The organism is Emticicia sp. CRIBPO (assembly GCF_009905725.1).
In the GTDB taxonomy this organism is placed as follows: domain Bacteria; phylum Bacteroidota; class Bacteroidia; order Cytophagales; family Spirosomataceae; genus Leadbetterella.
This window is the reverse complement of the sequence record NZ_JAAAKV010000007.1, coordinates 130,196-152,876: the sequence shown is the minus strand read 5'-3', so window position 1 is coordinate 152,876 and position 22,681 is coordinate 130,196. Positions and strand designations below refer to the sequence as shown.

General features: G+C 41.6%; 23 protein-coding genes. 11 read left to right on the top strand and 12 right to left on the bottom strand.

Going from position 1 to position 22,681, the window contains the following annotated elements:
• Positions 1–21: 21 nt before the first annotated feature.
• Positions 22–516 carry a DUF4442 domain-containing protein gene (locus GVN16_RS15540; protein WP_166564832.1) on the bottom strand — a complete coding sequence of 165 codons (495 nt, stop codon included), beginning with the start codon at positions 514–516 and terminating at the stop codon, positions 22–24.
• A gap of 187 nt (positions 517–703) precedes the next feature.
• Between GVN16_RS15540 and GVN16_RS15535 the strand changes: the two genes are divergently transcribed.
• The 8 genes from GVN16_RS15535 to GVN16_RS15500 all read left to right on the top strand — a co-directional run bounded on the left by GVN16_RS15535 (position 704) and on the right by GVN16_RS15500 (position 8,772).
• Entirely contained in the window at positions 704–1,069 is a 366-nt protein-coding gene (locus tag GVN16_RS15535; protein ID WP_166564831.1) for a MerC domain-containing protein, read from the top strand.
• 272 nt (positions 1,070–1,341) lie between these two features.
• Positions 1,342–2,373, top strand: a complete 1,032-nt coding sequence (locus GVN16_RS15530) for a rod shape-determining protein (protein ID WP_166564830.1) — start codon at positions 1,342–1,344, stop codon at positions 2,371–2,373.
• Between the two features lie 99 nt (positions 2,374–2,472).
• Positions 2,473–3,324 carry a rod shape-determining protein MreC gene (mreC, locus tag GVN16_RS15525; RefSeq protein ID WP_166564829.1) on the top strand — a complete coding sequence of 284 codons (852 nt, stop codon included), beginning with the start codon at positions 2,473–2,475 and terminating at the stop codon, positions 3,322–3,324.
• An 8-nt stretch (positions 3,325–3,332) separates the two neighbouring features.
• Positions 3,333–3,851, top strand: a complete 519-nt coding sequence (locus tag GVN16_RS15520; protein ID WP_166564828.1) for a hypothetical protein — start codon at positions 3,333–3,335, stop codon at positions 3,849–3,851.
• A 10-nt stretch (positions 3,852–3,861) separates the two neighbouring features.
• On the top strand, positions 3,862–5,052 hold the full coding sequence (locus GVN16_RS15515; protein WP_229244197.1) for a serine hydrolase: 1,191 nt from the start codon (positions 3,862–3,864) through the stop codon (positions 5,050–5,052).
• Between the two features lie 50 nt (positions 5,053–5,102).
• Positions 5,103–6,428, top strand: a complete 1,326-nt coding sequence (locus GVN16_RS15510) for a vanadium-dependent haloperoxidase (RefSeq protein ID WP_166564827.1) — start codon at positions 5,103–5,105, stop codon at positions 6,426–6,428.
• 214 nt (positions 6,429–6,642) lie between these two features.
• Positions 6,643–7,077: an Hsp20/alpha crystallin family protein gene (locus GVN16_RS15505; RefSeq protein WP_166564826.1), complete on the top strand. Its 435-nt coding sequence runs from the start codon at positions 6,643–6,645 to the stop codon at positions 7,075–7,077.
• A 162-nt stretch (positions 7,078–7,239) separates the two neighbouring features.
• Positions 7,240–8,772, top strand: a complete 1,533-nt coding sequence (locus GVN16_RS15500) for a trypsin-like peptidase domain-containing protein (protein ID WP_205748884.1) — start codon at positions 7,240–7,242, stop codon at positions 8,770–8,772.
• Between the two features lie 64 nt (positions 8,773–8,836).
• Here the strand turns inward: GVN16_RS15500 and GVN16_RS15495 are convergent, their stop codons facing one another.
• The 8 genes from GVN16_RS15495 to GVN16_RS15460 form a co-directional block, all read right to left on the bottom strand.
• Complete coding sequence (locus tag GVN16_RS15495) at positions 8,837–9,499, bottom strand: porin family protein (RefSeq protein ID WP_166564825.1); 663 nt, start codon at positions 9,497–9,499, stop codon at positions 8,837–8,839.
• An 88-nt stretch (positions 9,500–9,587) separates the two neighbouring features.
• Positions 9,588–10,430 (bottom strand): hypothetical protein, encoded by an 843-nt coding sequence (locus GVN16_RS15490; RefSeq protein WP_166564824.1) that lies wholly within the window; start codon positions 10,428–10,430, stop codon positions 9,588–9,590.
• Positions 10,431–10,573: 143 nt separating this feature from the next.
• Entirely contained in the window at positions 10,574–11,407 is an 834-nt protein-coding gene (gene tsf, locus GVN16_RS15485; RefSeq protein ID WP_166564823.1) for a translation elongation factor Ts, read from the bottom strand.
• 98 nt (positions 11,408–11,505) lie between these two features.
• The gene (rpsB, locus tag GVN16_RS15480) at positions 11,506–12,420 is read right to left on the bottom strand and encodes a 30S ribosomal protein S2 (RefSeq protein WP_166564822.1); all 915 of its coding nucleotides are present in this window, start codon (positions 12,418–12,420) and stop codon (positions 11,506–11,508) included.
• A 138-nt stretch (positions 12,421–12,558) separates the two neighbouring features.
• A complete protein-coding gene (rpsI, locus tag GVN16_RS15475) occupies positions 12,559–12,945 on the bottom strand; it encodes a 30S ribosomal protein S9 (protein WP_166564821.1) in 387 nt (128 codons plus the stop codon).
• A gap of 32 nt (positions 12,946–12,977) precedes the next feature.
• Positions 12,978–13,421, bottom strand: a complete 444-nt coding sequence (gene rplM / locus GVN16_RS15470) for a 50S ribosomal protein L13 (protein WP_166564820.1) — start codon at positions 13,419–13,421, stop codon at positions 12,978–12,980.
• A 386-nt stretch (positions 13,422–13,807) separates the two neighbouring features.
• Positions 13,808–14,209, bottom strand: coding sequence for a nuclear transport factor 2 family protein (locus tag GVN16_RS15465; RefSeq protein ID WP_166564819.1), 402 nt, complete (start codon positions 14,207–14,209; stop codon positions 13,808–13,810).
• Between the two features lie 209 nt (positions 14,210–14,418).
• Positions 14,419–15,576: a 2-isopropylmalate synthase gene (locus GVN16_RS15460; RefSeq protein WP_166564818.1), complete on the bottom strand. Its 1,158-nt coding sequence runs from the start codon at positions 15,574–15,576 to the stop codon at positions 14,419–14,421.
• Between the two features lie 213 nt (positions 15,577–15,789).
• On the opposite strand from GVN16_RS15460, the gene pyk reads away from it, so the two are divergent.
• The gene (gene pyk / locus GVN16_RS15455; protein ID WP_166564817.1) at positions 15,790–17,244 is read left to right on the top strand and encodes a pyruvate kinase; all 1,455 of its coding nucleotides are present in this window, start codon (positions 15,790–15,792) and stop codon (positions 17,242–17,244) included.
• 34 nt (positions 17,245–17,278) lie between these two features.
• Here pyk and GVN16_RS15450 read toward each other — a convergent pair whose 3' ends face one another.
• A complete protein-coding gene (locus tag GVN16_RS15450) occupies positions 17,279–18,175 on the bottom strand; it encodes a sterol desaturase family protein (RefSeq protein WP_166564816.1) in 897 nt (298 codons plus the stop codon).
• A gap of 210 nt (positions 18,176–18,385) precedes the next feature.
• Here GVN16_RS15450 and GVN16_RS15445 point away from each other — a divergent pair, with 210 nt between their 5' ends.
• On the top strand, positions 18,386–19,492 hold the full coding sequence (locus tag GVN16_RS15445; RefSeq protein WP_166564815.1) for an alpha/beta hydrolase: 1,107 nt from the start codon (positions 18,386–18,388) through the stop codon (positions 19,490–19,492).
• A gap of 19 nt (positions 19,493–19,511) precedes the next feature.
• Positions 19,512–20,981, top strand: a complete 1,470-nt coding sequence (locus GVN16_RS15440; RefSeq protein ID WP_166564814.1) for a M17 family metallopeptidase — start codon at positions 19,512–19,514, stop codon at positions 20,979–20,981.
• An 86-nt stretch (positions 20,982–21,067) separates the two neighbouring features.
• On the opposite strand, the gene GVN16_RS15435 is transcribed toward GVN16_RS15440, so the two are convergent.
• On the bottom strand, positions 21,068–21,700 hold the full coding sequence (locus GVN16_RS15435; protein WP_166564813.1) for a DUF1080 domain-containing protein: 633 nt from the start codon (positions 21,698–21,700) through the stop codon (positions 21,068–21,070).
• Between the two features lie 552 nt (positions 21,701–22,252).
• On the bottom strand, positions 22,253–22,666 hold the full coding sequence (locus GVN16_RS15430; protein ID WP_229244196.1) for a hypothetical protein: 414 nt from the start codon (positions 22,664–22,666) through the stop codon (positions 22,253–22,255).
• Positions 22,667–22,681 lie beyond the last annotated feature (15 nt).

Genomic DNA, 22,681 nt, shown 5'->3' with positions numbered 1-22,681 from the left:
TGTTATTGATCTGATGTATAATTATTTTTTCGTTTTCATGATCCAGGCCCATTGCATTTCTGCTTTGATGACTTCTTCCCCGGTTTCATCTGTTACCGTCACGGGTACAATTAATTCTCCTTTTTCAGAGTTCCTGATTTCCCGGATCTGTTCCTCATTCAGGCTGGCCGTTGCTTTCTGGTTTCCGAGGCTTCTTTTGATAAACTTGATGGAAAGGTTTTTCATCAACGGAAGCTTGTCGTCGGGAATGTTCATTCCTACTAAAATACCGGTGGCAGTTTCTGCCAGCAAGGTAGTGGCTGCTGCATGAATCTGACCTATATGATTTTGAACTTTTCTTTTGTTGTGAAGTGTGGCCGTCAACTGCCGGCAGCTGAGTTTTTCAAAATGAATGCCTGCTGTGCCTACGAGTTTAACGGTTTTACCAATAATATAGTCAATCACCAAAGGCCTGATGAAAGCGGGAAGGAGACGAGTCTTTTCTAAGTTTCTGTTAAGGTTGTTATTAAACTCCATATATTATTTCAAATATATTATGCAAGCATAACATTTACAAAGCTAAACCCTTTATTATTATTATGCAAGCATACTATTAAAAAGTTTTTTGAACCAAAATATTTGCAATGATGTTGCGTAAAAGTATTATATTTGCATCTTCGTTGCAGCACATTATATGATCAAGAAATTAAAACAACATTCACATTTGCTACATAAAGCGGGTCTCTGGCTTTCGTTTTTATGTTTGGTGCATTGTCTGGCCACTCCATTTGTGCTTACATTGCTTCCTTTGGTAGGTGAGCGGTTTCTGACGGAGACCACCGAATTTTACCTGATTGGTCTCAGCCTGGCAATTGGATTATTTTTAATGGTCAAAGATTACAATGTTCATAAAAATATGATCCCGCTTATACTTTTATCTGTTTCTGTCGTTTTAAATTACACAGGATTATTTTTGGTCTCGCATGAGCTCGAAAAATATTATGTAGTTTCGGGAGCTTCCGTCATGGCGGTTTCTTACGTGTTTAACTGGTGGAAACATCGCACTTTTTGTTCAGATCACGCTCACTAAACCACCGGAGAACTTTATTTGGCACTACCTCTACAAATTTAAAATCGACGATGATTCCCGATGGGATTTTGAAATGTCTGAATAATTATGTGCTTCCTGTTCAGACAGCTGAAAAACCGCTAAAAGAGTCAAAATAATTGTATTTTTTTTATTTTTTGGACCGATTTTTTTTCAAAAAGCAAAAGAAGAAAAATTAGTTTATTACAAATAAATGAAAATATTAATCGTAGATTTGCAGTTAAATAATCAAATCTTATTAACCAAAAGCTTAAATGGCTGGATTTTTTAGTTTTTTAACAAGCGATATTGCTATAGATTTAGGGACCGCCAACACCCTGATAATATATAAGGACCAAATTGTTGTCGACGAACCTTCTATCATCGCCCTTGATAAAATTTCAGGGAAGGTTTTAGCGATTGGCCATAAGGCCATGCAGATGCACGAAAAAACCAACGAGAACATTAAAACCATACGTCCTCTTAAAGACGGAGTAATCGCTGACTTTACTGCTGCTGAATTGATGATCAGGGGAATGATCAAGATGATCAATACCGGTCGCAACTGGTTTTTCTCTCCTTCACACAGAATGGTTATTTGTATTCCTTCAGGTATTACCGAAGTAGAAAAACGTGCTGTCAAGGATTCGGCTGAACATGCCGGTGCAAAAGAAGTATATATGGTACACGAACCTATCGCTGCGGCCATAGGTATTGGTATAGATATTGAACAGCCTAACGGCTCAATGATCGTTGATATCGGAGGGGGAACCACCGAAATTGCGGTTATTGCCCTTTCAGGAATTGTGTGTGAAGCTTCAGTCAGAATTGCGGGTGACTTGTTTACAAGAGACATCGTGGATTATATGCGTCGTGAGCACAACCTTCTGATCGGTGAGCGTTCTGCTGAGTTCATTAAGATACAGGTGGGTGCTGCTTTGCCTGATCTTGAAAACCCTCCGGCCGATATCGAAATCCGTGGCCGTGACCTTATGACAGGTATTCCGAAAGAGATCAAGGTTACTTACAGTGAGATCGCTTATGCCCTGGATAAATCAATTTCGAAAATTGAAGAGGCCATCATGCGTGCCCTGGAAATGTCGCCGCCGGAACTTTCAGCGGATATCTACGAAAACGGGATCTATCTGACAGGTGGAGGAGCTCTTTTGCACGGTTTGGACAAGCGTCTTGAAATCAAAACCAAACTGCCTATTCACGTCGCCGACGATCCTTTAAAGGCTGTCGTAAGAGGCACAGGAGAAGTACTTAAGAACATTGAAAAATATCAGGCTGTGTTGGTTCAGTAGTCTTTTCTGAAAGAACCATCCTATCCATAAAATTAAAGGTATCCTTTTATCATGTAATCGGATACCTTTTTTAAAATTTAAGCGAATCCCAAATTAAGTATGTCACAATTACTTCGTTTAATTTATAAAATCAGGAACTTCTTCTTATTTGTTTTTCTGCAAATAATATGTTTTTATTTGATCCGGCACAACAGCGTTTATTGGGATGTGACATTTTTTAACAGCTCCAATACCTTCGCGGCAAAATCTTTGGAGCTTACTTACAATCTGAAAGAATATTTAAACCTGAGGACTGTCAACAAACAACTGGCCCATGAAAATGCCATGATGAGACAGCAGCTGACCAAGTTTCAGCAAAACCAGGCTCCGGCGGGAATTCCTTATACAGCAGATTCTGCTTTTGCGGGGAGGTTTGAGTTTAAAGTGGCCAAGGTGGTGGGTAACACCGTTAACCTGGCAGATAATTACATCACTATTGATAAAGGCAGGAAAGACGGTATTGAGCCTGGAATGGGAGTCATTTGTCCGCAGGGAATTGTCGGCCAGGTAATGTCCTGCAACGATGATTTTTCTATTGTGTATTCTATTCTCCACTCCAAAACCACGGTTTCCTCGGAGGTCATCAATCAGCAGTTAAGAAAGGAAAATAACTCGGCCCTCGGTATTGTTAAATGGGGAGGGGTTTCTCCTAGCATTCTTCAGCTGACCACTATTGACCGGTTCAAACCAGTCAAAAAAGGAGATTCGGTTCTGACGTCTGAGCAAAACTCTATTTTCCCGTCCAAAATAATGATTGGCCGGATTAAGTCTGTGGAAGCAGGCTCAAACGACGCGTTTTTTAATATTGACGTTAAATTATCAACAGACTTCTCCAGCTTGATTTATGTTTATGTGGTTAAAAATAAACTGATCAAAGAACAGGAAAAAGTCGGTTCTAATCCAATTGAATAAGTATTTTAATGAATACAAGGGATCTTTTCAAAATAGGAACATCATTTGTCTTATACTTACTGCTGCAAGTATTTATCATCAGAAATCTCGTTTTCTTTGATGTGGCATTTTGCTTTGCGTATATATCTATTATTTTGTTTTTGCCTAATAATACACCAACGGGCCTGCTTCTTCTTTTCAGTTTCCTGGTAGGATTGTTTATTGATATCTTTTATAATACGGCCGGTATTCATGCTTCTGCCTGTCTTGTGCTCGGTTTCAGCAGAGGATATATTCTCAGGGTGCTGTTTCCTACCAAAGGTCTTGATGCAGAGCTGGTAGTCTCACTGGGAGGTATGGGTACTGAGAGGTTTGTCAGGTATATTCTTGTCATGACTTTTCTGCATCATTCCTATTTGTTTTTTATAGAAGCCGGATCACTCAATTTTTTCCTTAACACCAGTCTTAAAATCGTAGCCAGCGTCTTGTTTACATCATTTGTGGTGTTTCTTCTCCATGTATATTTCAGAAGTCTTCAAAATTCTTAATTTTCGTTTAATGGGTTTATTCAGGGTACTGTGTTTATTTATGTTGTCCGGTTTTCTTTGGATGTGTCGCGAGGATACTTCCAAAACCAGCTCGGTGAAGGTCGATAGCGTAGCCATTAAAAAGAAACTCAAGAAGATAAGCAAGGAGATCAATGCAGAGAAAAAAGCCAGAGAGATAGAAGAAATCATGCTGGGGAAAGTGAAGGCAGGATTCAACGGCAATGTCCTGGTAGCTCAGAAAGACGTCATTATTTATGAGAAATCATTCGGAATGGGTGTTTTTGAAGATACCGTGAGGCTTAATTCAGGTTCCAAGTTTCAGCTGGCATCGCTTTCAAAGACCTTCACGGCTGTGGCGGTGATGAAGCTGGTAGAAGAGGGGAAGCTGAGCCTTGATCTTTCTGTAAAAGATTATTACCCGGAATTTCCCTATGAAGGGGTATCTGTCAGGAGCTTACTGAGCCATCGTTCGGGCTTGCCTTATTATCAATATGAATTTGATAAAAAAGTAAGGAACCAGAAGATTTATCCTACCAACCAGCAAATGATGTCGTGGTTTGCGACAGAGAAGCCAACCCCGAGAATGATGAATTTCCCGGATCATTTCTTTTCTTATAATAACACCAATTACGCTGTGTTGGCGGCACTGGTAGAGAAGGTCAGCGGGATGTCTTTTGATGAGTATCTCCGGAAGAAAATTTTATTGCCCATCGGCATGAAGAATACTTTTGTGGCTACGACAAAAAACGACAGCATCAACATAGGCAGAACTGTCGGGTACCAGAACGGCAGAAGGCTTCAGAAGGACTATTACGACGACATTACGGGAGACAAGGGCATTTATGCCACCACGCCCGATTTGTTTAAATGGTATCAGGCCCTTAAATCAGAAACACTTTTGTCGAAAGAAAGCCTTCGTGAGATGTACACCCCCAGAAGTTTCGAATATCCAGGTTTACGTAATTACGGCTATGGTTTCAGGCTGTGGGTCAATGATAAGCAACAGACTGACTATGTGTACCATACAGGCTGGTGGAAAGGCTACAATACCATTATGTTTTTTGACCTGAGAGAAGATTTCGTGATCATTCTTTTGAGTAACAGGTACAACAGGAGCGTTTATAATATCAAGGAGATTATCAACGTATTACACGGAAAAAACAAAACTACGACAGTTGAGGAGAGTATTTTAGATCAATAGTAATGAATGTTTTAGTATATTTGCTTATCTATCTAAAATTATAAGCCCTCATGAAAAAATTATCTTTTTTGTTGTTAGTTCTTGTAACACTTTCATGTCAGAAGAAAAAAAGCCCTGAAGAATACGGTAAGATTACAAACAATCCTGAGTTTTATCACGGCACTTTTGAAAAACTTACCGATGTCATTATACATGATATATTTTCTCCGCCGGTAGCTTCCAGAATTTACTTATTAACTACACTTGCAGGCTATGAAGCCCTTGTGCCGGGAAATCCTGAGTACAAGTCTATGGCCGGGAAATACAAGGACTTTACGGCCCCGCCTCAACCGGAAGCCGGGAAGGAATATTGCTATCCGCTGGCCAGTATCAAGGCGATATTTACCGTTGCAAGGAAAATCACCTTTACGGTAACGAAATACGATGAGTTTGAGAATGGTGTCTACAAGCAATTCAAAGATGCCGGTGTTCCTGAGGATGTATTTGAGAGATCGGTAGCCTATGGAGAGGCTGTTGCGGGGCATGTCATGGAGTATTCGAAAAAGGATAATTATGCAAAGACCAGGGGACAGCGTTATACTGTGAAAAACGAAGAGGGTAAATGGGTACCTACTCCGCCGCAATATGCTGATGCGATGGAGCCTTACTGGAATACCATCCGTACGGCTATCCTGGATTCAGCCAACCTTTTTCCGGCAGCACCGGTAATTCCTTATTCAAAAGATAAAAACAGTCCGTTCTGGAAAGAACTGATGGATCTTTATAATATCGGTAAAAACCTGACGGAAGAACAAAAAAGCACCGCCTGGTTCTGGGATGATAACGCCTTTGTCATGAATGTACAGGGGCACGTGATGTTTGCCAATAAAAAAATGACGCCGGGAGGACACTGGCTGGCCATCACCCGCACGGTTTCACGCCAGGAAAAGGCTGACCTGATGAAGTCTGCGGAGGCTTATCTTTTGGTTTCAGCAGCTTTGTATGACGGGTTTATCAGTTGCTGGTATGAAAAGTATAAATCAGAAAAAGTAAGGGGAGAGACGGTTATCAACGCTGAGATAGATCCGAAATGGATGCCTTTCCTTCAGACGCCGCCATTCCCGGAATATACCAGCGGACACAGTACGATCTCGTCTGCTTCTGCAGAGGTGTTGACGGCTTTGTTTGGCGATAGGGTTGCTTTTACGGACTCTACTGAATATAAATACGGACACGGGGTAAAGAAATTCAATTCTTTCAGGGAAGCTGCGGAAAATTGCGGGATCAGCCGGATTTATGGCGGGATACATTATAAATCAGGATGTAATGAGGGACTGATTTGCGGAGCAAAAATCGGGAAATATATTATCCTCAAAACCAAGAATAAGGAAATATAACTGAGAAACAACAGATATATAAAAGCCCTTCACTGACAAAGTGGAGGGCTTTTTTATTAGACATTGATCAAGTAATGACAAAATGGCATTGTTTGTTTCTGCAGAATTGATAAATCCGGCCATTTTGTCTTCAAAAATGTATTGGTATTTTTTTTGATCATTGGCATGACATAGTTATTTATTAAAAATGTCAAACATTAAAACAAAAACAGATATGAGTACTTTAGTAAGAAATTTCGGTGGCTATCATGCATTTCCAGGTTTGGTTAACGGTTTGCTAAACAATTTTGAAACCCTGGCGACAGAGTCAGCAAAGAAAACCGTTCCTGCTGTCAACATCATCGAAGGAGATGATAATTTCAGGATTGATTTTGTAGTACCCGGTTTCAAGAAAGATGATTTTAAAGTGGTGGTCCACGAAAACAGCCTTAAAGTTTCGACTGAGAAAAGTGAGGAGAAGGAAGAAGTGAAGGAGAAATTCACTCACAGGGAATTTAACTACAGCTCATTCGAAAGAGTCTTTAAATTGCCGAACACCGTAGACGGAGATGCGATTGAGGCGTCTTATGAAGATGGGATTTTAAAAATTTCAATTCCTAAGAAAGAAGAAGCTAAACCAAAAGAACAGCGTTTGGTTTCAGTAAACTAATGCTTTTTCATAACGACGAGACACTACGCTATTTTGGCGTAGTGTCTTTTAGTTAATGTATGTTAATTATTGCCGGCCAATCTAAATTTTATTTAAGGAATTTGCGTTTTAATTCAGATAGAAAAATAAATTTGCGTAGAAAATTTAATTTAAAGAAAAGCTATGATAAATAATCAATGGAAAACCGCCCTGATTGCCGTGACCGCCAGTGTCGCAACTATTGTAGGTTATAAAGCGATAGAAAAGAGAGAAGGTGATGTTTTTTTGAAAGAAGCCCCCTCTAAAGGTATCAACAGCCTGGTGAATTATGCCAATATGCCGGTTGGCCAGCCAGGTGATTTTACTTATGCGGCCAGTACATCTGCCCCCGCTGTTGTGCATATCAAGGCTAAATCTGAAAGACAGATGAGGCAGAGGATGCCATCCATATTTGAAGAGTTTTTTGGGTTTGATGAAGGTGGTGGAGGAGGTATGAGAAGCCAGCAACAGGAGTCATCAGGTTCAGGCGTTATCATTTCAGAAGATGGTTATATTGCTACCAATAACCACGTGGTTGAAGGAGCGAGTGAACTGGAGGTTGTGACTTATGATAAGAAATCATATACGGCTAAAGTCATAGGAACCGATCCGTCGACAGATATTGCGGTGATAAAAATAGAAGAAACCAAACTTCCGGCGATAGTTTTCGGAAACTCAGATGAAGCGAAAGTGGGCGAGTGGGTATTGGCTGTAGGCAATCCTTTTAACCTGGAATCTACTGTAACTGCCGGTATTATCAGTGCCATCGGTCGTGACATCAGTATCCTTAAGAACAGAATGCAGATGCAAAGAGAAGGGGAACAAAGAGGAGATTCTCCGATTGAATCCTTTATCCAGACTGATGCGGCTGTAAACCCTGGTAACAGTGGTGGGGCTCTGGTTAATCTTAATGGTGAGTTGATCGGTATCAACACGGCGATTGCTTCTCCAAACGGAGCCTATGCAGGATATGCCTTCGCGGTGCCTTCGAGTATCGTTAAGAAGGTGACAATGGACCTGGTTAAATTCGGGAATGTGCAGAGAGGATATCTGGGTATTCAGCCTGTAGAGTTGAATAATAAAAACTATAAGGAACTTGATTCAAAATTGACATCCGGTATATTGATTTATGATTTGCCGGGAGAAAGTGCTGCTAAAGCCGCAGGTTTGAAAAAAGGAGATGTTATTCTCAAAGTGGATGGCATTGAGACCAAATCAGAGCCTAAGTTCAGAGAATTGATTGCCAGAAAAAGACCAGGTGAAAAAGTCAATATTCAGGTGAACAGGGATGGCTCAACCAAAAATGTAGAAGTAACATTAAGAAATAATGAAGGCGGAAGCGGGATCCTTAAAAAACCGGCAGTAACAACCGCGACTGCTTTTGGTAAGCTTGGTATCGAAGTAGAAGAAATTTCTGATAAAGAGAAAGCCAAGATCGGAGTGAGAAACGGAGTCAGAATTACGTCGATCAGCAGCAACGGTTTTATAGCACGTGATGCTGAAAATATAAGAGAAGGCTTTATCATTACCAGGATCGGTAATGTAAAAGTAAATTCTATCGCGGATGCAAAAAATGCTATTGCTGAAGCCAAGAAACAAAATGAAGAAGGAGTACTGATCTGTGGAGTGTATGAAGGCCTTAACAGAAACTTCTGTGAAGGTGTGGCGATTGAGTAATATCAGTACTTGTTTTTGTTGCAAATCGGAGGGGATGCTTTAGGGCATCCTCTTTTTTTATAAGTTATTTTTTGAAAGGAATCATGTATCCTGCTGAGAAGATTAACCCTCTCGATTTGAAAACAGGATTTGAGGTATATTGATTGTCTCTTGCATCGTTGGACAAACCATGCTGATATCGGATGTCAAAGACAATGTTTCCATCTTTTTTAGTGAGCTGAAGGTTTGAACCTACATTTATGTTGAGGGTGATCCTTTTCATATCATTATCAAAGCTAAGTTGATTTACACGTCTGTAAGATTGTTTGTCGGTCTCTCCACCATATATATATCCATTTATGGCATAACCCATACCTGGTCCAAGAATGAATTCTAATTTTATTTTCGAAGTGGTTACTATGTTTAACTTAGCGAGAAATGGAACTTCCAGATAAGATAGTTTCATAATCTCCGTATAATTTATATATCCTCCGTGCAAATTGGCTTTTATACCTTTTTGGATAAAGCTGAATTCCGGTTGAAGTGAGAGTTTATTTTTGATTGGTATTTCAATCGGAAGAGAAAAACTTGTCATGAAGCTCTTCTCAAACTTTGAACCGTGATACCTCATATTATAAGTTTTGCTCCATCCCATATTAATGCCTGGCCTTAAACCAAAGGTTGCTTTCTGAGCAAAAGAAGAAAATGACAAAATTGAAAGTGATAGTGAAAGGATGTGTTTTCTCATGAACAATGTCAATAAAAAGTACGACAGAATATTTTTTGGCTATGTCTGATAGTTTTATCTCTAAAGAAAGACGGACTTGATCCCGGCGTTAGCTTTTAACGGCTTTGAAATCAGAAGAGCTATAAATCAAAAATAATATCACCGGAATCACAAAATCACCCATCCTCTCAATGGTTTCAAAGATATCAATGGGTTTACCGGCAAAGGGGAAGATGAGTTCTGTACCAAGTTTGTATACCAGGATAAAAAGCATAAGACCCGGGATCCGTGGTTTAAGGAGCACCAGAAAGCCGAGAAGTATTTCAAATGAACCGAACAGACGGAAATTGGTGATAGAAGGGTCAAGTCCGAGGTAATTGAAGTGCTTGATCAGGACAACACTTTGCTTGAATACCGTCAGTCCGCCGTGGCCTGCCAGAAGACTGAAGAGGCTGATTCTGAGTGCGAGCTCCGCGGTTTTCAGCTGTGCCGGGCTGAATGATGTCAAAGGTTTCAGTTTTTCAAACCATTCTGTTTTCGAGGTTGGAAAACCGTGCAGTAATAAGAAAGTCAGCGGAACACCGTAATTTCCGGCTCTTTCAAAGAACTCTGACATCCCCATGGCTGCCGAAGGCCTGAGCATGGCCGTAAACAGCGTCCAGAACGTGGCCCAGGCCAGCAATGCTCTCGTAGGGTAGACAAAACAGATAAGGCCGATCAGGATGTCCATGGTGCCGATCAGCGGCATGATAAAGAAAGCGGGAGACCTGTCGATAAAGAATACATCAAAAAACGGTAACCAGCCTTCCTTGGTTACAATGCCCCAGAAGCCATGGCCTACAAAGCAACCCAATACACCAAAACGCAACAGAAAGAACACCTTGTCTTCAAGGGAAGAGGCTGAAGAGAAGGGATTCGTCCAAAGTTTCGTGTTAATGGCAGGTTGAGTCATATTGTTTTTTGTAAATTTCTCGGGGTACAAATATCAGGAAATCACAGAAATTAAACAAGGATAGTTTATATTCATTCTAAACTATATGCAAAAAAACCGGAAGGGTCGCCTTCCGGTTTTTCTGATCTATGCTATTCCGGAAATTATCCGATCTGAATTCTTTTGAAAGAAGAGATTTTCAAACCTTTTACAGTTTTTTCAAGCAACTGAGCGATAGTTACAGAAGAATCTTTAACGAATTCCTGGTTCAACAAAGTAGATTCTTTGTAGAATTTAGCCAGTTTACCCAATGCGATTTTCTCCAACATAGCTTCAGGTTTTCCTTCCTGACGAGCTTGTTCTTTTCCGATTTCGATTTCTTTTTCAACAACGGCAGGATCAACGCTGTCTTTGTCAAGACCAACCGGTTTCATCGCTACGATCTGCATCGCTACGTCTCTTCCAAGTTCAGTCAAATCTGTTCCACCTGTGTTTTCAAAAGCAACGATAGCGGCTGCTTTCTGGTTAGAGTGGATATAAGCAACTACCTGCTCACCTGTAATGGTAGAGTAGTCAGAGATAACCAGTTTTTCACCGATTTTACCAACAAGCTCAGTGATGTTTTCCTGAACAGACTGGCCATCTGCAAGCGTTGAAGCCAAAAGGGCGTCAGTATCTGCAGCGTTATTTTTAACTGCTGAATCCAGGATATTATTGGCAAGGTTTTTAAAGTCTTCAACTTTAGAAACGGGCTCAGTTTCACAGGCGAAAGCTACTACTTTAGCTTCTTTTCCATCCGCACTTACATTGACTAGAACGACACCTTCAGATGTAGCGTTGTCAGCACGTTTGGCAGCAACTTTTTGACCTGCTTTACGAAGTATTTCTACTGCTTTGTCGAAATCTCCTTCGGCTTCGGTAAGGGCTTTTTTACAATCCATCATACCTGCACCTGTCAGTTGACGTAGTTTGTTCACGTCAGCAGCTGTAATATTCATTGTATTATTATTTTGTTAATTTTTATGTAAATTCTACCTTAAAATGAACAGCCCAAAGCTAGAGCTTCGGGCTATTCTATTATCTTAAAAAAGTTTTATTAAGCCTCAGTTTCATCCGCAGACGGAGCTTCAGCTTCAACAGCAGGAGCAGTTTCGGCAGCTACTTCAGTAGCAGGCTCTTCAGCAGCAGCTTCTGTTTTAACTCTTTTCCTTTTACCACCTTCTTCAGATCCTTCTTCAGATCTGTTAACTACCGCACGGGCTCCGTCAACAGCTCTTTTAGCATCTTCTTCGTCCTGAAGGGCAGCTGATTCTTTATCTTGTTTTCTGTCGATGATACCTTCTTCGATCGCTTTACCGATAGCAAGGGTGATCAAAGAGATAGATTTGTAAGCATCGTCATTGGCTGGAATCGGGTAATCCACGATTTCAGGGTTTGAGTTGGTATCACACATAGCGATAACAGGTATACCCAGACGTTTTGCTTCGGCGATAGCAAGGTGCTCACGTTTGATGTCAACGATGAACAAGGCAGCCGGAAGTCTCGAAAGATCAGCAACACCACCCAGTAAACGCTCCAATTTGATACGCTCACGATCAAGCATCAGCTTTTCACGTTTTGCGATGTTCTTGGCAGTAGCTTCATCAGAAAGCATTCTTTCGATGTTGCTAAGTTTTTTAAGTGATTTTTTGATAGTCGAGAAGTTGGTTAGCATACCACCTAACCATCTTTCTGTTACGAAAGGCATTTTAAGACGTTTCGCTTCTTCAGAAACTATTTCCTGTGCTTGTTTCTTGGTAGCCACAAACATGATTTTACGACCAGAGCGAACGATGTTTTTGATAAAGCCCTGAGCTTGCTCAAGACTTGTAAGGGATTGGTTCAAATCAATGATGTGAATCCCGTTTTTCTCCATAAAGATATACGGAGCCATTCTCGGATCCCATTTACGGGTAAGGTGACCGAAGTGAACACCTGCATCTAATAGATCTTTGTACTGAATCTGTGCCATTGCGATAGTTTTTTAAAAGTAAATAAATTGATTTGCAGCACAGTACATCGGGCACGATAAGTACTGTCTGGACGAAATATTCGAAAATGCATTGTATACAAACTTCTGAAGCCTGTATACAACACATTGAAATACGAATTAACGTTTAGAGAACTGGAATCTCTTACGAGCTTTACGGCGACCGTATTTTTTACGTTCAACCATACGAGAATCACGGGTTAAGAATCCTTCTTTTTTAAGAGGACCTCTGTTTTCCGGATTTGCTTCGCATAAAGCACGGGAAATAGCCATTCTTACGGCTTCTGCCTGACCTGCGATTCCTCCACCTCTTACGTTGACTTTCACATCAAATTTTCCTGTAGAATCAACCACACCGAAGGGTTGGTTAAGGATAATCTGAAGAACTTCAGTTGGGAAGTAAGTTTTAAGATCGCGACCATTGACAGTAACATCACCGTTGCCCGCTTTCATGTAGATACGAGCCACAGCTGTTTTTCTTCTTCCGACCGTGTTGATTACTTGCATTTTATTTCTAAATTTTTACAGTTCAAATAAAATTATAGTTCGATTGACGTTGGTTGTTGAGCCTGATGAGGATGTTCAGCACCTTCATATACATAAAGGTTGGTAAACAACTTGCTTCCCAAACGATTTTTAGGGAGCATACCTTTGATGGCAAACTCAACTACTCTTCTTCCGTCTTTTGCCATTAGCTCACGAGGGGTAGCAAAACGCTGTCCGCCCGGATGACCAGTGTGACGTATGTATTGTTTGTCGGTCATTTTTTTACCGGTCAAACGAACTTTCTCTGCGTTGATGACAATAACATTGTCTCCGCAGTCAACATTAGGGGTAAAGTTTGTTTTGTTTTTACCTCTAAGAATATTTACGATCTGGCTGGAAAGACGGCCCAGAACTTTGTCTGTCGCATCTACCACCACCCAATTTTTATCAACAGTTTCGCGATTCGCTGAAATTGTTCTGTAACTTAATTGATCCACGATGAATAAATTTTACGTTTTAATAATCAATTTAAGAGTTAATTCACAAGGGCCTCCCAACTGGCTGAGCTTGTGTTTTAGCTCTCGATTTCTTTAAGTTCAAGGTGCTAATTCTAAGCACTTAAGACGATCCGGAATTACCATCTCCTTCAACTTCGCATTACCTTTTTTGAACGGGCAGCACAAATAAGGTTGTATTTGGGGCTGCAAAGATAGGAATTAATATTTATGATTACCAATATTTTATAAAAAAATCAGAGGAATTTTTGTAGCATAAGCGGCATGCTATCAGCCGTAAGCTTCAGGGGGGTGAATTGAGCCGGTTAACCTGAATCTTCCTGGTCAAAAGCTTATAGCTTAAGGTTTACAGCTCATTGCCTCACAAATCACTTATAGAGCTTTGAAAAGAACACGTCAACGATCTGCTGATTTTCCGGAAAATTATGAACCTCAGCAATTTTGCCGTTTTCAATCTTCCACAACAGGCACGACATATTGTTTAAATTTTCCTCGCCCTCCAGGTTGCTCCAGTTTCTGTGGCAGTCAATAACAAAATTGTCGTTTACTCCTATAACAATGGGTTCCGCCCTAAAATGTCCTTTATGCAGTTGCTGGAAATATGTCAGGACTGCCTTAACACCCAGTTTTGTTCCGCTCAGCGGGTGGGTTCCGGGAATGTGCCATTTGATATCCTCAGCGAGGATCCTGCCGATTGCCTCAGTGTCATTCGTTGAATAGGCTTTGAAAAAGTCATGGATCAGGGTAATATTCGGATGAGATTCCATCATTTATGTTGAATCAGAAGGTTGATAATACATTTGGAAGAATTGACCTGTGAGAAGGTTCAGGCAATGAAAAAGCTGTTTCCCGCATCTGAAGAAAGTTTCTAAATGCGGGAAATGATCTGCTTTATACCTGCTACGGAGAGAGTAATTTTAACGGGTCCTTTGATACCTGGGCTCAGCTTTGAAATTCATCCCCGGCTAAACCGTTGTTTTCAAATGGTAATTTCAAGTTCTTTCATTAACACGACCAGGTCTCTGTCATTGACTTCCTTGATCCTGTCGGCCAGTTCAAGGAACTGTACATAAATGACATCCAGTTTGTCTTTATCAGTGCTATATCCCAGAAGCTCGAGTCTGTGTTTGATCGCATGGCGGCCGCTTCTGGCAGTAAGTACGATATCGGATTTGTCGATACCTACTTCCTGAGGTGTCATGATCTCATAGTTTTCAGAATGCTTCAGGAACCCGTCCTGGTGGATACCTGAAGAGTGAGCGAAGGCATTGCGGCCTACGATGGCTTTATTGGCCTGCACCGGCATTCTCATGGTTTTAGAAACCAGGTGACTGATAGGGGCCAGCATTTCACTTTTAATATTGGTATAGAAACCTAGGTCTTTGTGCACTTTGAGGGTCATGGCTACTTCTTCAAGTGAAGTATTACCGGCACGCTCGCCGATACCGTTGATGGTTACCTCCACCTGTCTTGCACCCGCCCTTACCCCTGCAATGGTATTGGCTGAGGCCATGCCGAGGTCATTGTGGTTATGCATAGAAAGGATGGCTTTATCTACATTGGGTACATTGTTCATCAGGTAGTCGATGCGGTCGTACATCTGGTGAGGCAAGACATATCCTGTAGTGTCCGGAAGATTCACGACAGTAGCACCGGCCTTGATGACGGCTTCTGTCAGGCGGGCTAAAAACTCAAGGTTGGCCCTGCCGGCATCTTCAGCATAAAACTCTACATCTTCCACAAATCGTTTAGCATATTTTACTGCTTCCACGCCTCTTTCAAGAATATCGTCATGGTTGCTGTTAAATTTGTACTTTATATGGATATCGGATGCTCCGATGCCTGTATGAATTCTTGGCTTTTTTGCATGCTTTAAAGCCTCTGCAGCCACCTCAATGTCGTTTTTTACGGCCCTTGTCAGACCACATACCGTGGCATTCTGCACCGCTCTTGATACCGCATCCACAGCTTTGAAATCACCCGGGCTGGATACCGGAAAACCTGCTTCAATGATATCAACACCCAGTTTATCGAGTTCTACTGCCAGCATTACCTTCTCTTCAAGATTCAGTTGACAACCGGGAACCTGCTCGCCATCCCTTAATGTAGTATCGAAAACATAGATTTGTTGACTCATAACGATAGATGATTATAAAATTGATAAATCTTAATACCATACAAATGTAGGACAAAAACAATTTTATGTAAAATTTTTGAAGCCGCTGAAGCGTAAAAAGGAATAATATGCCATGTATTTTTAAACAAACTGAAATTTTATTCTGATAGTCTGGACTAATGTTTTTAATTTTGCAGCTTTCCAAAGCCAAAGACTTTAATAATCTCTTGATAAATGAATAAAAGAACCAAGATTGTTGCGACAGTAGGTCCAGCATCAGAAAGTGAGGAAATGTTAATCGCTCTGGCGAAGGCCGGGGTTAATGTTTTTCGTTTGAATTTTTCACATGGTACACATGAAGACCATTTGGAAAGAGTAAAAAAAATCAGAAAGATCAATGCCGATTACGGTTTCAATTGTGCTATTCTTCAAGATCTTCAGGGACCGAAAATCAGGGTAGGTGAGATGGAAGGCGGTAATGCCGGTGTAGAGCTGATTGCGGGAAACAAACTGGTTTTCACCAATGAAGATGTGGTAGGAAATGCCCAGAGAGTAAGTACTCCTTACAAAGGAATGTACCAGGATGTGAAACTTGATGAGCGTATCCTGATGGACGACGGCAAGCTTGAAGTGAAGGTTATCGGTGTGGATAAAGAGAAGCAGGAAGTAACCACAGAGGTTGTTTACGGTGGATTATTGAAGCAGAAAAAAGGTGTTAACCTGCCAAGTACAGACATTTCGCAGCCTTCTGTAACCGACAAAGACTGGAGAGATCTTGACTTTGGCCTGGCTAATGATGTGGACTGGATCGCTCTTTCTTTTGTACGTACAGCTAAGGAGATCCTGGATATCAAAGAATATATCAAATCAAAAGGCAGCACTGCCAAAGTGATTGCCAAAGTAGAAAAACCGGAAGCGATCAAGAACATGGACGAGATCATTGCCGCTACTGATGCTGTGATGGTGGCCCGTGGTGACCTTGGCGTGGAAATGCCTTCTGAGGAAGTACCGGTAATCCAGAAAACACTGGTTTATAAGTGTAACCTTGCGGCTAAGCCCGTAATTGTTGCTACTCAGATGCTTGAAAGTATGATTGACAATCCGCGTCCGACGCGTGCAGAAGTGGGTGATGTGGCCAATGCCGTACTTGACGGAGCTGATGCTGTGATGCTCAGTGCAGAAAGTGCTTCGGGTAAATATCCTATCCTGGCTGTTGAGACCATGACAAAAACCATCGAGCAGGTTGAGCAATACGGAGATGCTTCAAGATTGTATTTCAGACACCATACAAGGGTAAGTTTACCTGACTATGAGTCTAAAGACAAAGACAATGATAATGTGATCATGATGGGGTCAAGACTGGCAAGGGACCTTAATGTAAGTGCTCTGATTGGTATTACTACTTCAGGCTATACCGCCGTAAGGTTGTCACACCACCGTCCGAAATCCAATATTTACATATTTACAGGTAATGAGAAGCTGAAAACACAATTGAGCCTTTACTGGGGTGTTGAAGTGTTCTCTTCTGAAAACCTTATTGCAAACAAGGAGCTGGAGATTGTTGAATCTGCCAAGGAGTTTTTGGTAAAAGCCGGTAAACTCAGCAAAGGCGATAAATTCATCAATACACTAAGTGTTCCGATCATGAAAGATAACCGTACCAATACGGTAAGATTAGGAGTTGTATAAAATCATTTCTTCCTTATAAAAAACAAAAGCCCGGTTATCTGACCGGGCTTTGTTGTTTCTGAAGTTCTTCTCTGAGTTGTATGCTGGTTTTACTCCGGCCGTCATGAGACCATCCCGGCGGGTTAAAAACATATTTAAATGCCGTCTTCATATCCGGGGAGTTTTTAACATCCCTGAAAATGGCTTTCCATTCATGAAAAATAGTGTTGAGAATAGACTTATCCTCTATTTTGGTGGTAAGGCCGTATTTGATCGGAATCTCTTTTACTTCTTCCTGGAAAGTGCCGAACATCCTGTCCCAGATGATCAGGAACATCCCCAGGTTTTTATCAAGGTATTCAACATTTGATCCGTGGTGTACCCTATGGTGCGAAGGTTCGACGAGGATATACCCCAGCCAGCCGAATGAATTGATATAATTGGTATGAACACAAACACCGTATAACTGCGTGATGGCATACATCAGGATGATATCTGCCGGATGGAAACCCATCAGGGCTAATGGTATGAAGTAAATGAAACGGTACACCGGCTGAAATACCGATGAGCGGAACCCGGCTGTCAGATTGAAATATTCGGCAGAATGGTGGGTCACATGCATGGCCCAGAAAAACCGGCAGTAATGATCCACATAATGAAGCACATAAAAGGCAAGGTCCTGCAGCAGAAGCAGCATGAACCAGTAAAGATAAGGATTGGAAATGACACCTATTTTGTAATTGTAAAACCATAGCAGGACTACAACATACACTCCCCTGAAAAGCAAATCAATACCTCCGTTCAGGATCATCATGACGGCATTGACCAGAGATTCCTTAAAAGAATAGTACTTCCTGTGCTGCCAGTTACTGATAAATATTTCCGAAAGGATAAGGATAGCATAAAGCGGGGTAGAAAGCTTTATGATGGTTTGTTCCAGTTCTAAAGACATAGATCAAATGTTTGGATAGAGAATCAGATGAACCACAAAATTAACAATTAATTCATTCAATGATCATTTTAACGTAAAGTTTGAATTTCTTTGTACTTTTCAGATGTATAATTAAATCATAACGGGGTGATTCCCTGTACGTTTCGAGATTTATTACCGATCTTCAAAAAAATCAATAAATTTGCACTGTTAACCATCTCTAATGATAAAATGAGTGAGAGAAATCAACTGTGTTTGGAACTTACCACTCCGCAAGATGATGACAGGCCTGTCTTTATTTCAGGCAATTTTTGTGAGTGGCATCCTGACGAGCCCAAATTTGAAATGACCAAAGTGGCCAAAGGAAAATATAAATTTGTCTTTTCTTCAGAATTACAGAGATCAGAAGCAATAGAATACAAATATACCCGTGGTGGCTGGGACCACGTGGAGCTGGATAATTATGGAAATCCGGGTCTTAACAGGCTCATTCCCCTAAAACCTGCAAAAGTACAGGATTTTGTGCCCCACTGGAGAAACTTCGGCTCAACAGCCTTTATCAAAAGACTGATGCCGAAAATCGAACTGGTGTCTGAGGAGTTTGTAATCCCGCAGTTAGGCAAGTCAAGGAAGGTCAATATCCTTCTTCCTCATGATTATGACAGCAGCCCCGAAAAAAGCTATCCGGTACTTTACATGCAGGATGCTCAGAACCTTTATGGTGAGGGCTCTGTGTATGGTAACTGGGAAATAGATAAGCGATTGTCATTGCTGGCCAGTCAGCAGAAGGGTGATGTGATCGTGGTGGCGATTGACCATGGAGACGAGGACCGTTTTGTGGAATATTCGCCTTATAAGAGTGTCCAGAAAGGCAAAGGGCAGGGGATGAAGTATGCCAATTTTATCGCCAAGACCCTGAAACCATATATCGATAAAAACTACAGGACGAAGCCAGAACGGCAGTTTACCGGTATCGGGGGTAGTTCGATGGGAGGCCTTATCAGTATTTATGCCGGGTTTATGTATCCCGAAACCGTTGGGCGTCTGATGGTATTCTCGCCATCACTTTGGGTTTCCAATAAGATATATTTTGATGCGGTTGAGTTTTTTAACCCGATTGACACCAAAATCTATTTATATGCGGGAGGCAAAGAGAGTAAGTTTATGCTTCCGAATGTCAACAGGCTGAAAAGTACAATCGAAGGCCAGGGGTTTGATGCTTCGAAACTGGAGATTCATGCCTCGGTAGATCCGAAAGGAGAACACAAGGAAAAACGCTGGGGGCAGGAGTTCCCGAAAGCCATTGAATGGATGTTCTTTGGCGATTCAAAATCATAAAAAAATCAATTCACTCATCATGAATATAAAAACAGGGACTGAAATCTCAGCCCATTCACCCATCGTTGTTATTCCTTTTTCTCAGGGGGAACTTCTGGAAGGACAGCTGACAGCCGTGGCGGCTTTTGCCGGAATGAAGCCGGAGATTGTCACCAAGGAATTTAAGGCTGAGGCTAAAGAAAGCCTTTTGCTTTTTAAGCAGGATTCAGGTCAGAAAATATACTTGCTGGGACTCGGAAAAGCTCCAAAGTCTGCAGATTTCATTAAGATTTTCAGGTCGTTTTTTTATCATAAAAGAAATGTTTCTGATGCGTCTGTGGCTATTGATCTGGTCAGTGGTCAGCTGGAGGATGCTGCTGAATTTGTGGTCAACGGATTATTATTGGCTTCATATAAATTAGGGGCACAGAAAACACACAGGGATGACAAGCCGGATTTTTTCAAGTCGGAATTTGACGCAGAACTGATAGTAAGTACTGAAAAACAATCGGAAGTGGCTCAGGCCGTTAAGGCAGGGGTGGAGACAGCAGAAACGCAGGTCAGGATACTCGCTTTGGTAGATGCCCCGGCTAATTACAAAACCCCTCAGCAACTGGCAGATTTCGTGCTGGAGTCAGGAAAAAGCTTTGGATATAAGGTGGAGGTTTTTGACGAAAAACAGTGCGAAGCCTTAGGTCTTCATGCTTTGCTGGCGGTTGGGAAAGGCAGCATTGAAAATCCCCCTAAATTTCTGGTCCTCGAATATAAAGGTGGTGAATCAAAGACCATAGGCCTGGTAGGCAAAGGCGTTACTTTTGATACCGGAGGAGTGTCGCTGAAACCCGGTGACAACATGAATTACATGAAGTCGGACATGGGCGGTGCGGCGGCTGTAATCGGGACCATTGAACTGGTTGCCAGGTTAAAACTTCCCGTCCATATTGTCGGTGTGGTGCCGGTGACCGAAAACTGTATCGACGGGCTGGCGATCAAGCCGGGGGATGTCATCGGGTCATATGCCGGGAAAACCATTGAGGTGATCAATACGGACGCTGAGGGCAGACTTATCCTGGCGGATGGATTGGCGTATCTGAAAAAGAACTACAATCCTGAAGTGATGATTGACCTGGCTACGCTAACCGGAAACTGTATCATGGCTTTGGGTTACGCGGCCTCGGCTTTGTTGTCGAATAATGATGCATTGGCTCAGCAACTGATTGATGCCGGCCAGGAAACCGGGGAAAAAACATGGAGAATGCCGCTCTGGGATGATTATAAGGACATGATGAAGTCTGATGTGGCAGATATTAAAAACCTTTCTTCTGCTCCTATTGCAGGTGCGATTACCGCGGCCAAATTCCTGGAGACATTTATCGATGAACATCCCAACTGGGCTCACCTGGACATTGCCGGGGTGGCTTTCGGAGATTCGGAATATGGCAGTATGAAATCAGCGACGGCCTACGGGATCAGGTTGCTGAAAAACTGGATTGTGAGGCATTATTTATAAAATAAGAACCGATTAAGGTATCACCATAAAAAAACGGGAAAGACCTCTTAAATGAAGTCTTTCCCGTTTTTTGTTATCGCACCGGATCAAGGCAAGGGCTTAACATAAATGTCCTTGAAATATACCTTGCTTTTAGGATCGTGTCCCTGAAGGGCGAAGGTGCCTGCATCAATTCTGCGGCCTCCTCTGTTTTTAGGCAGTTCGGCAGGCTCGTCATATTCTACGGCTACTTTGTCGTTGATTTTGATGGTCACGTGCTTGTCTTTCACAATGATGTGCTCTGTATACCATACATTGTCTTTTACAAGCGTATCTTTCACGTCCTGGATGTTATAAAGGCTGCCGGTTCTTCTCCAGTCGGTGTGTGAGTTATTGACCTGTACTTCATAGCCTTTCGCGGGCCAGCTGCCTTGCTGATACTCGGTATGAAAGTAGATACCCGAGTTAGAGCCGGGAGTGGTCATGACCTGTGTTTTAAATTCGAAATTTTTGAAACTGTGGTTGTTAACCGGACCATCATAAAAGAGGTGAGCTACCGGTCCGTTGACAACAATGCTGCCGTTTTCAATGCTGAAAGTGGAGGCGTTGTCGCCCACTTTCCATCCGGTGAATGTTTTACCGTCAAAAAGTGGAATCCATCCTTTTTTTGATTTTTGGGCATAGCCATGGACGTTGGCCAAAAGAAGTACAAGTGACAATAAGCTTATTGTTTTTCTCATGATCGTTTTTATTGATTTACGGAGGTTGAATATTGGATAACAATTTACGAAACTAATTTTAATTCGCAATTTAACGTTTCAGATCTTGTCGATTTACCGGGGAAATGAGAAGGTATGAGGAGGGTTTTCAGATACCTGAATGACGCTGAAAGATGCGTCATTCAGGACCTTGTTTATGTGCATGGCACTCATTTGCGTATGTGAATTTAGTTAATGCAAATCTATGGTGATTTAACGATTCGCAATAGCGTAGAAATACGTGTTTTTTCGGAATGTTAGCATATACGAAAATGAAAATATAAGAATGAGCAGAGGAAATTATTTCTGTTTCGAAATGGATTCTCTTTTTTAAATAGAAATTAATAGTCTCTTACGGTTTTCAGATTAAGATGATATACTTATTTCTGGAAGGTTCAGTGGTTTAAAGTTATGATGAGTTAAGACTTTGAACCAGTGTAAAAGTGCGGGTTTTCAGATTAGAATGTTAAAGAAGAGGGTTAAGTGAAAACTCATCTCAGGAGACAAACCACCCCTGAGATGAAAAACGTGGTGTCAGTTGACCAGAATCTCATTATGAGGCAGAGAAAACTCGGCATTGAGTGTCAGCAGTACAATGTGGTCTCCTTTTTTGCATTTTGATAAAATGGACTTGATGTCTACTGCTGTGTATTCGGCGTCAGAAAACATCGTCAACGTGCCTGTGTTTTTGTCGCGGATAGCTACCTTGAAAGTAATTTTATCAACGGCTTTGCTTTCTACAGAAGACAAATCTACAGTGTTGACGGTGAGATTGCCGGAGGTTGCGTTCGAAATCTCGCACTTACCCTTGTCGGTGTATTCGCTGACCACCATCTTGTTGTTCAGAAAGGCAGCGGAGCAATTTGAAAAGGACTTTTGAGCAAGTGAAATCTGACTGAAACCCAGGGCTAGAATGGCTGTGAAAAGCCAGTTGGTCTTTTTCATCATTTGAATTTGTTTTGA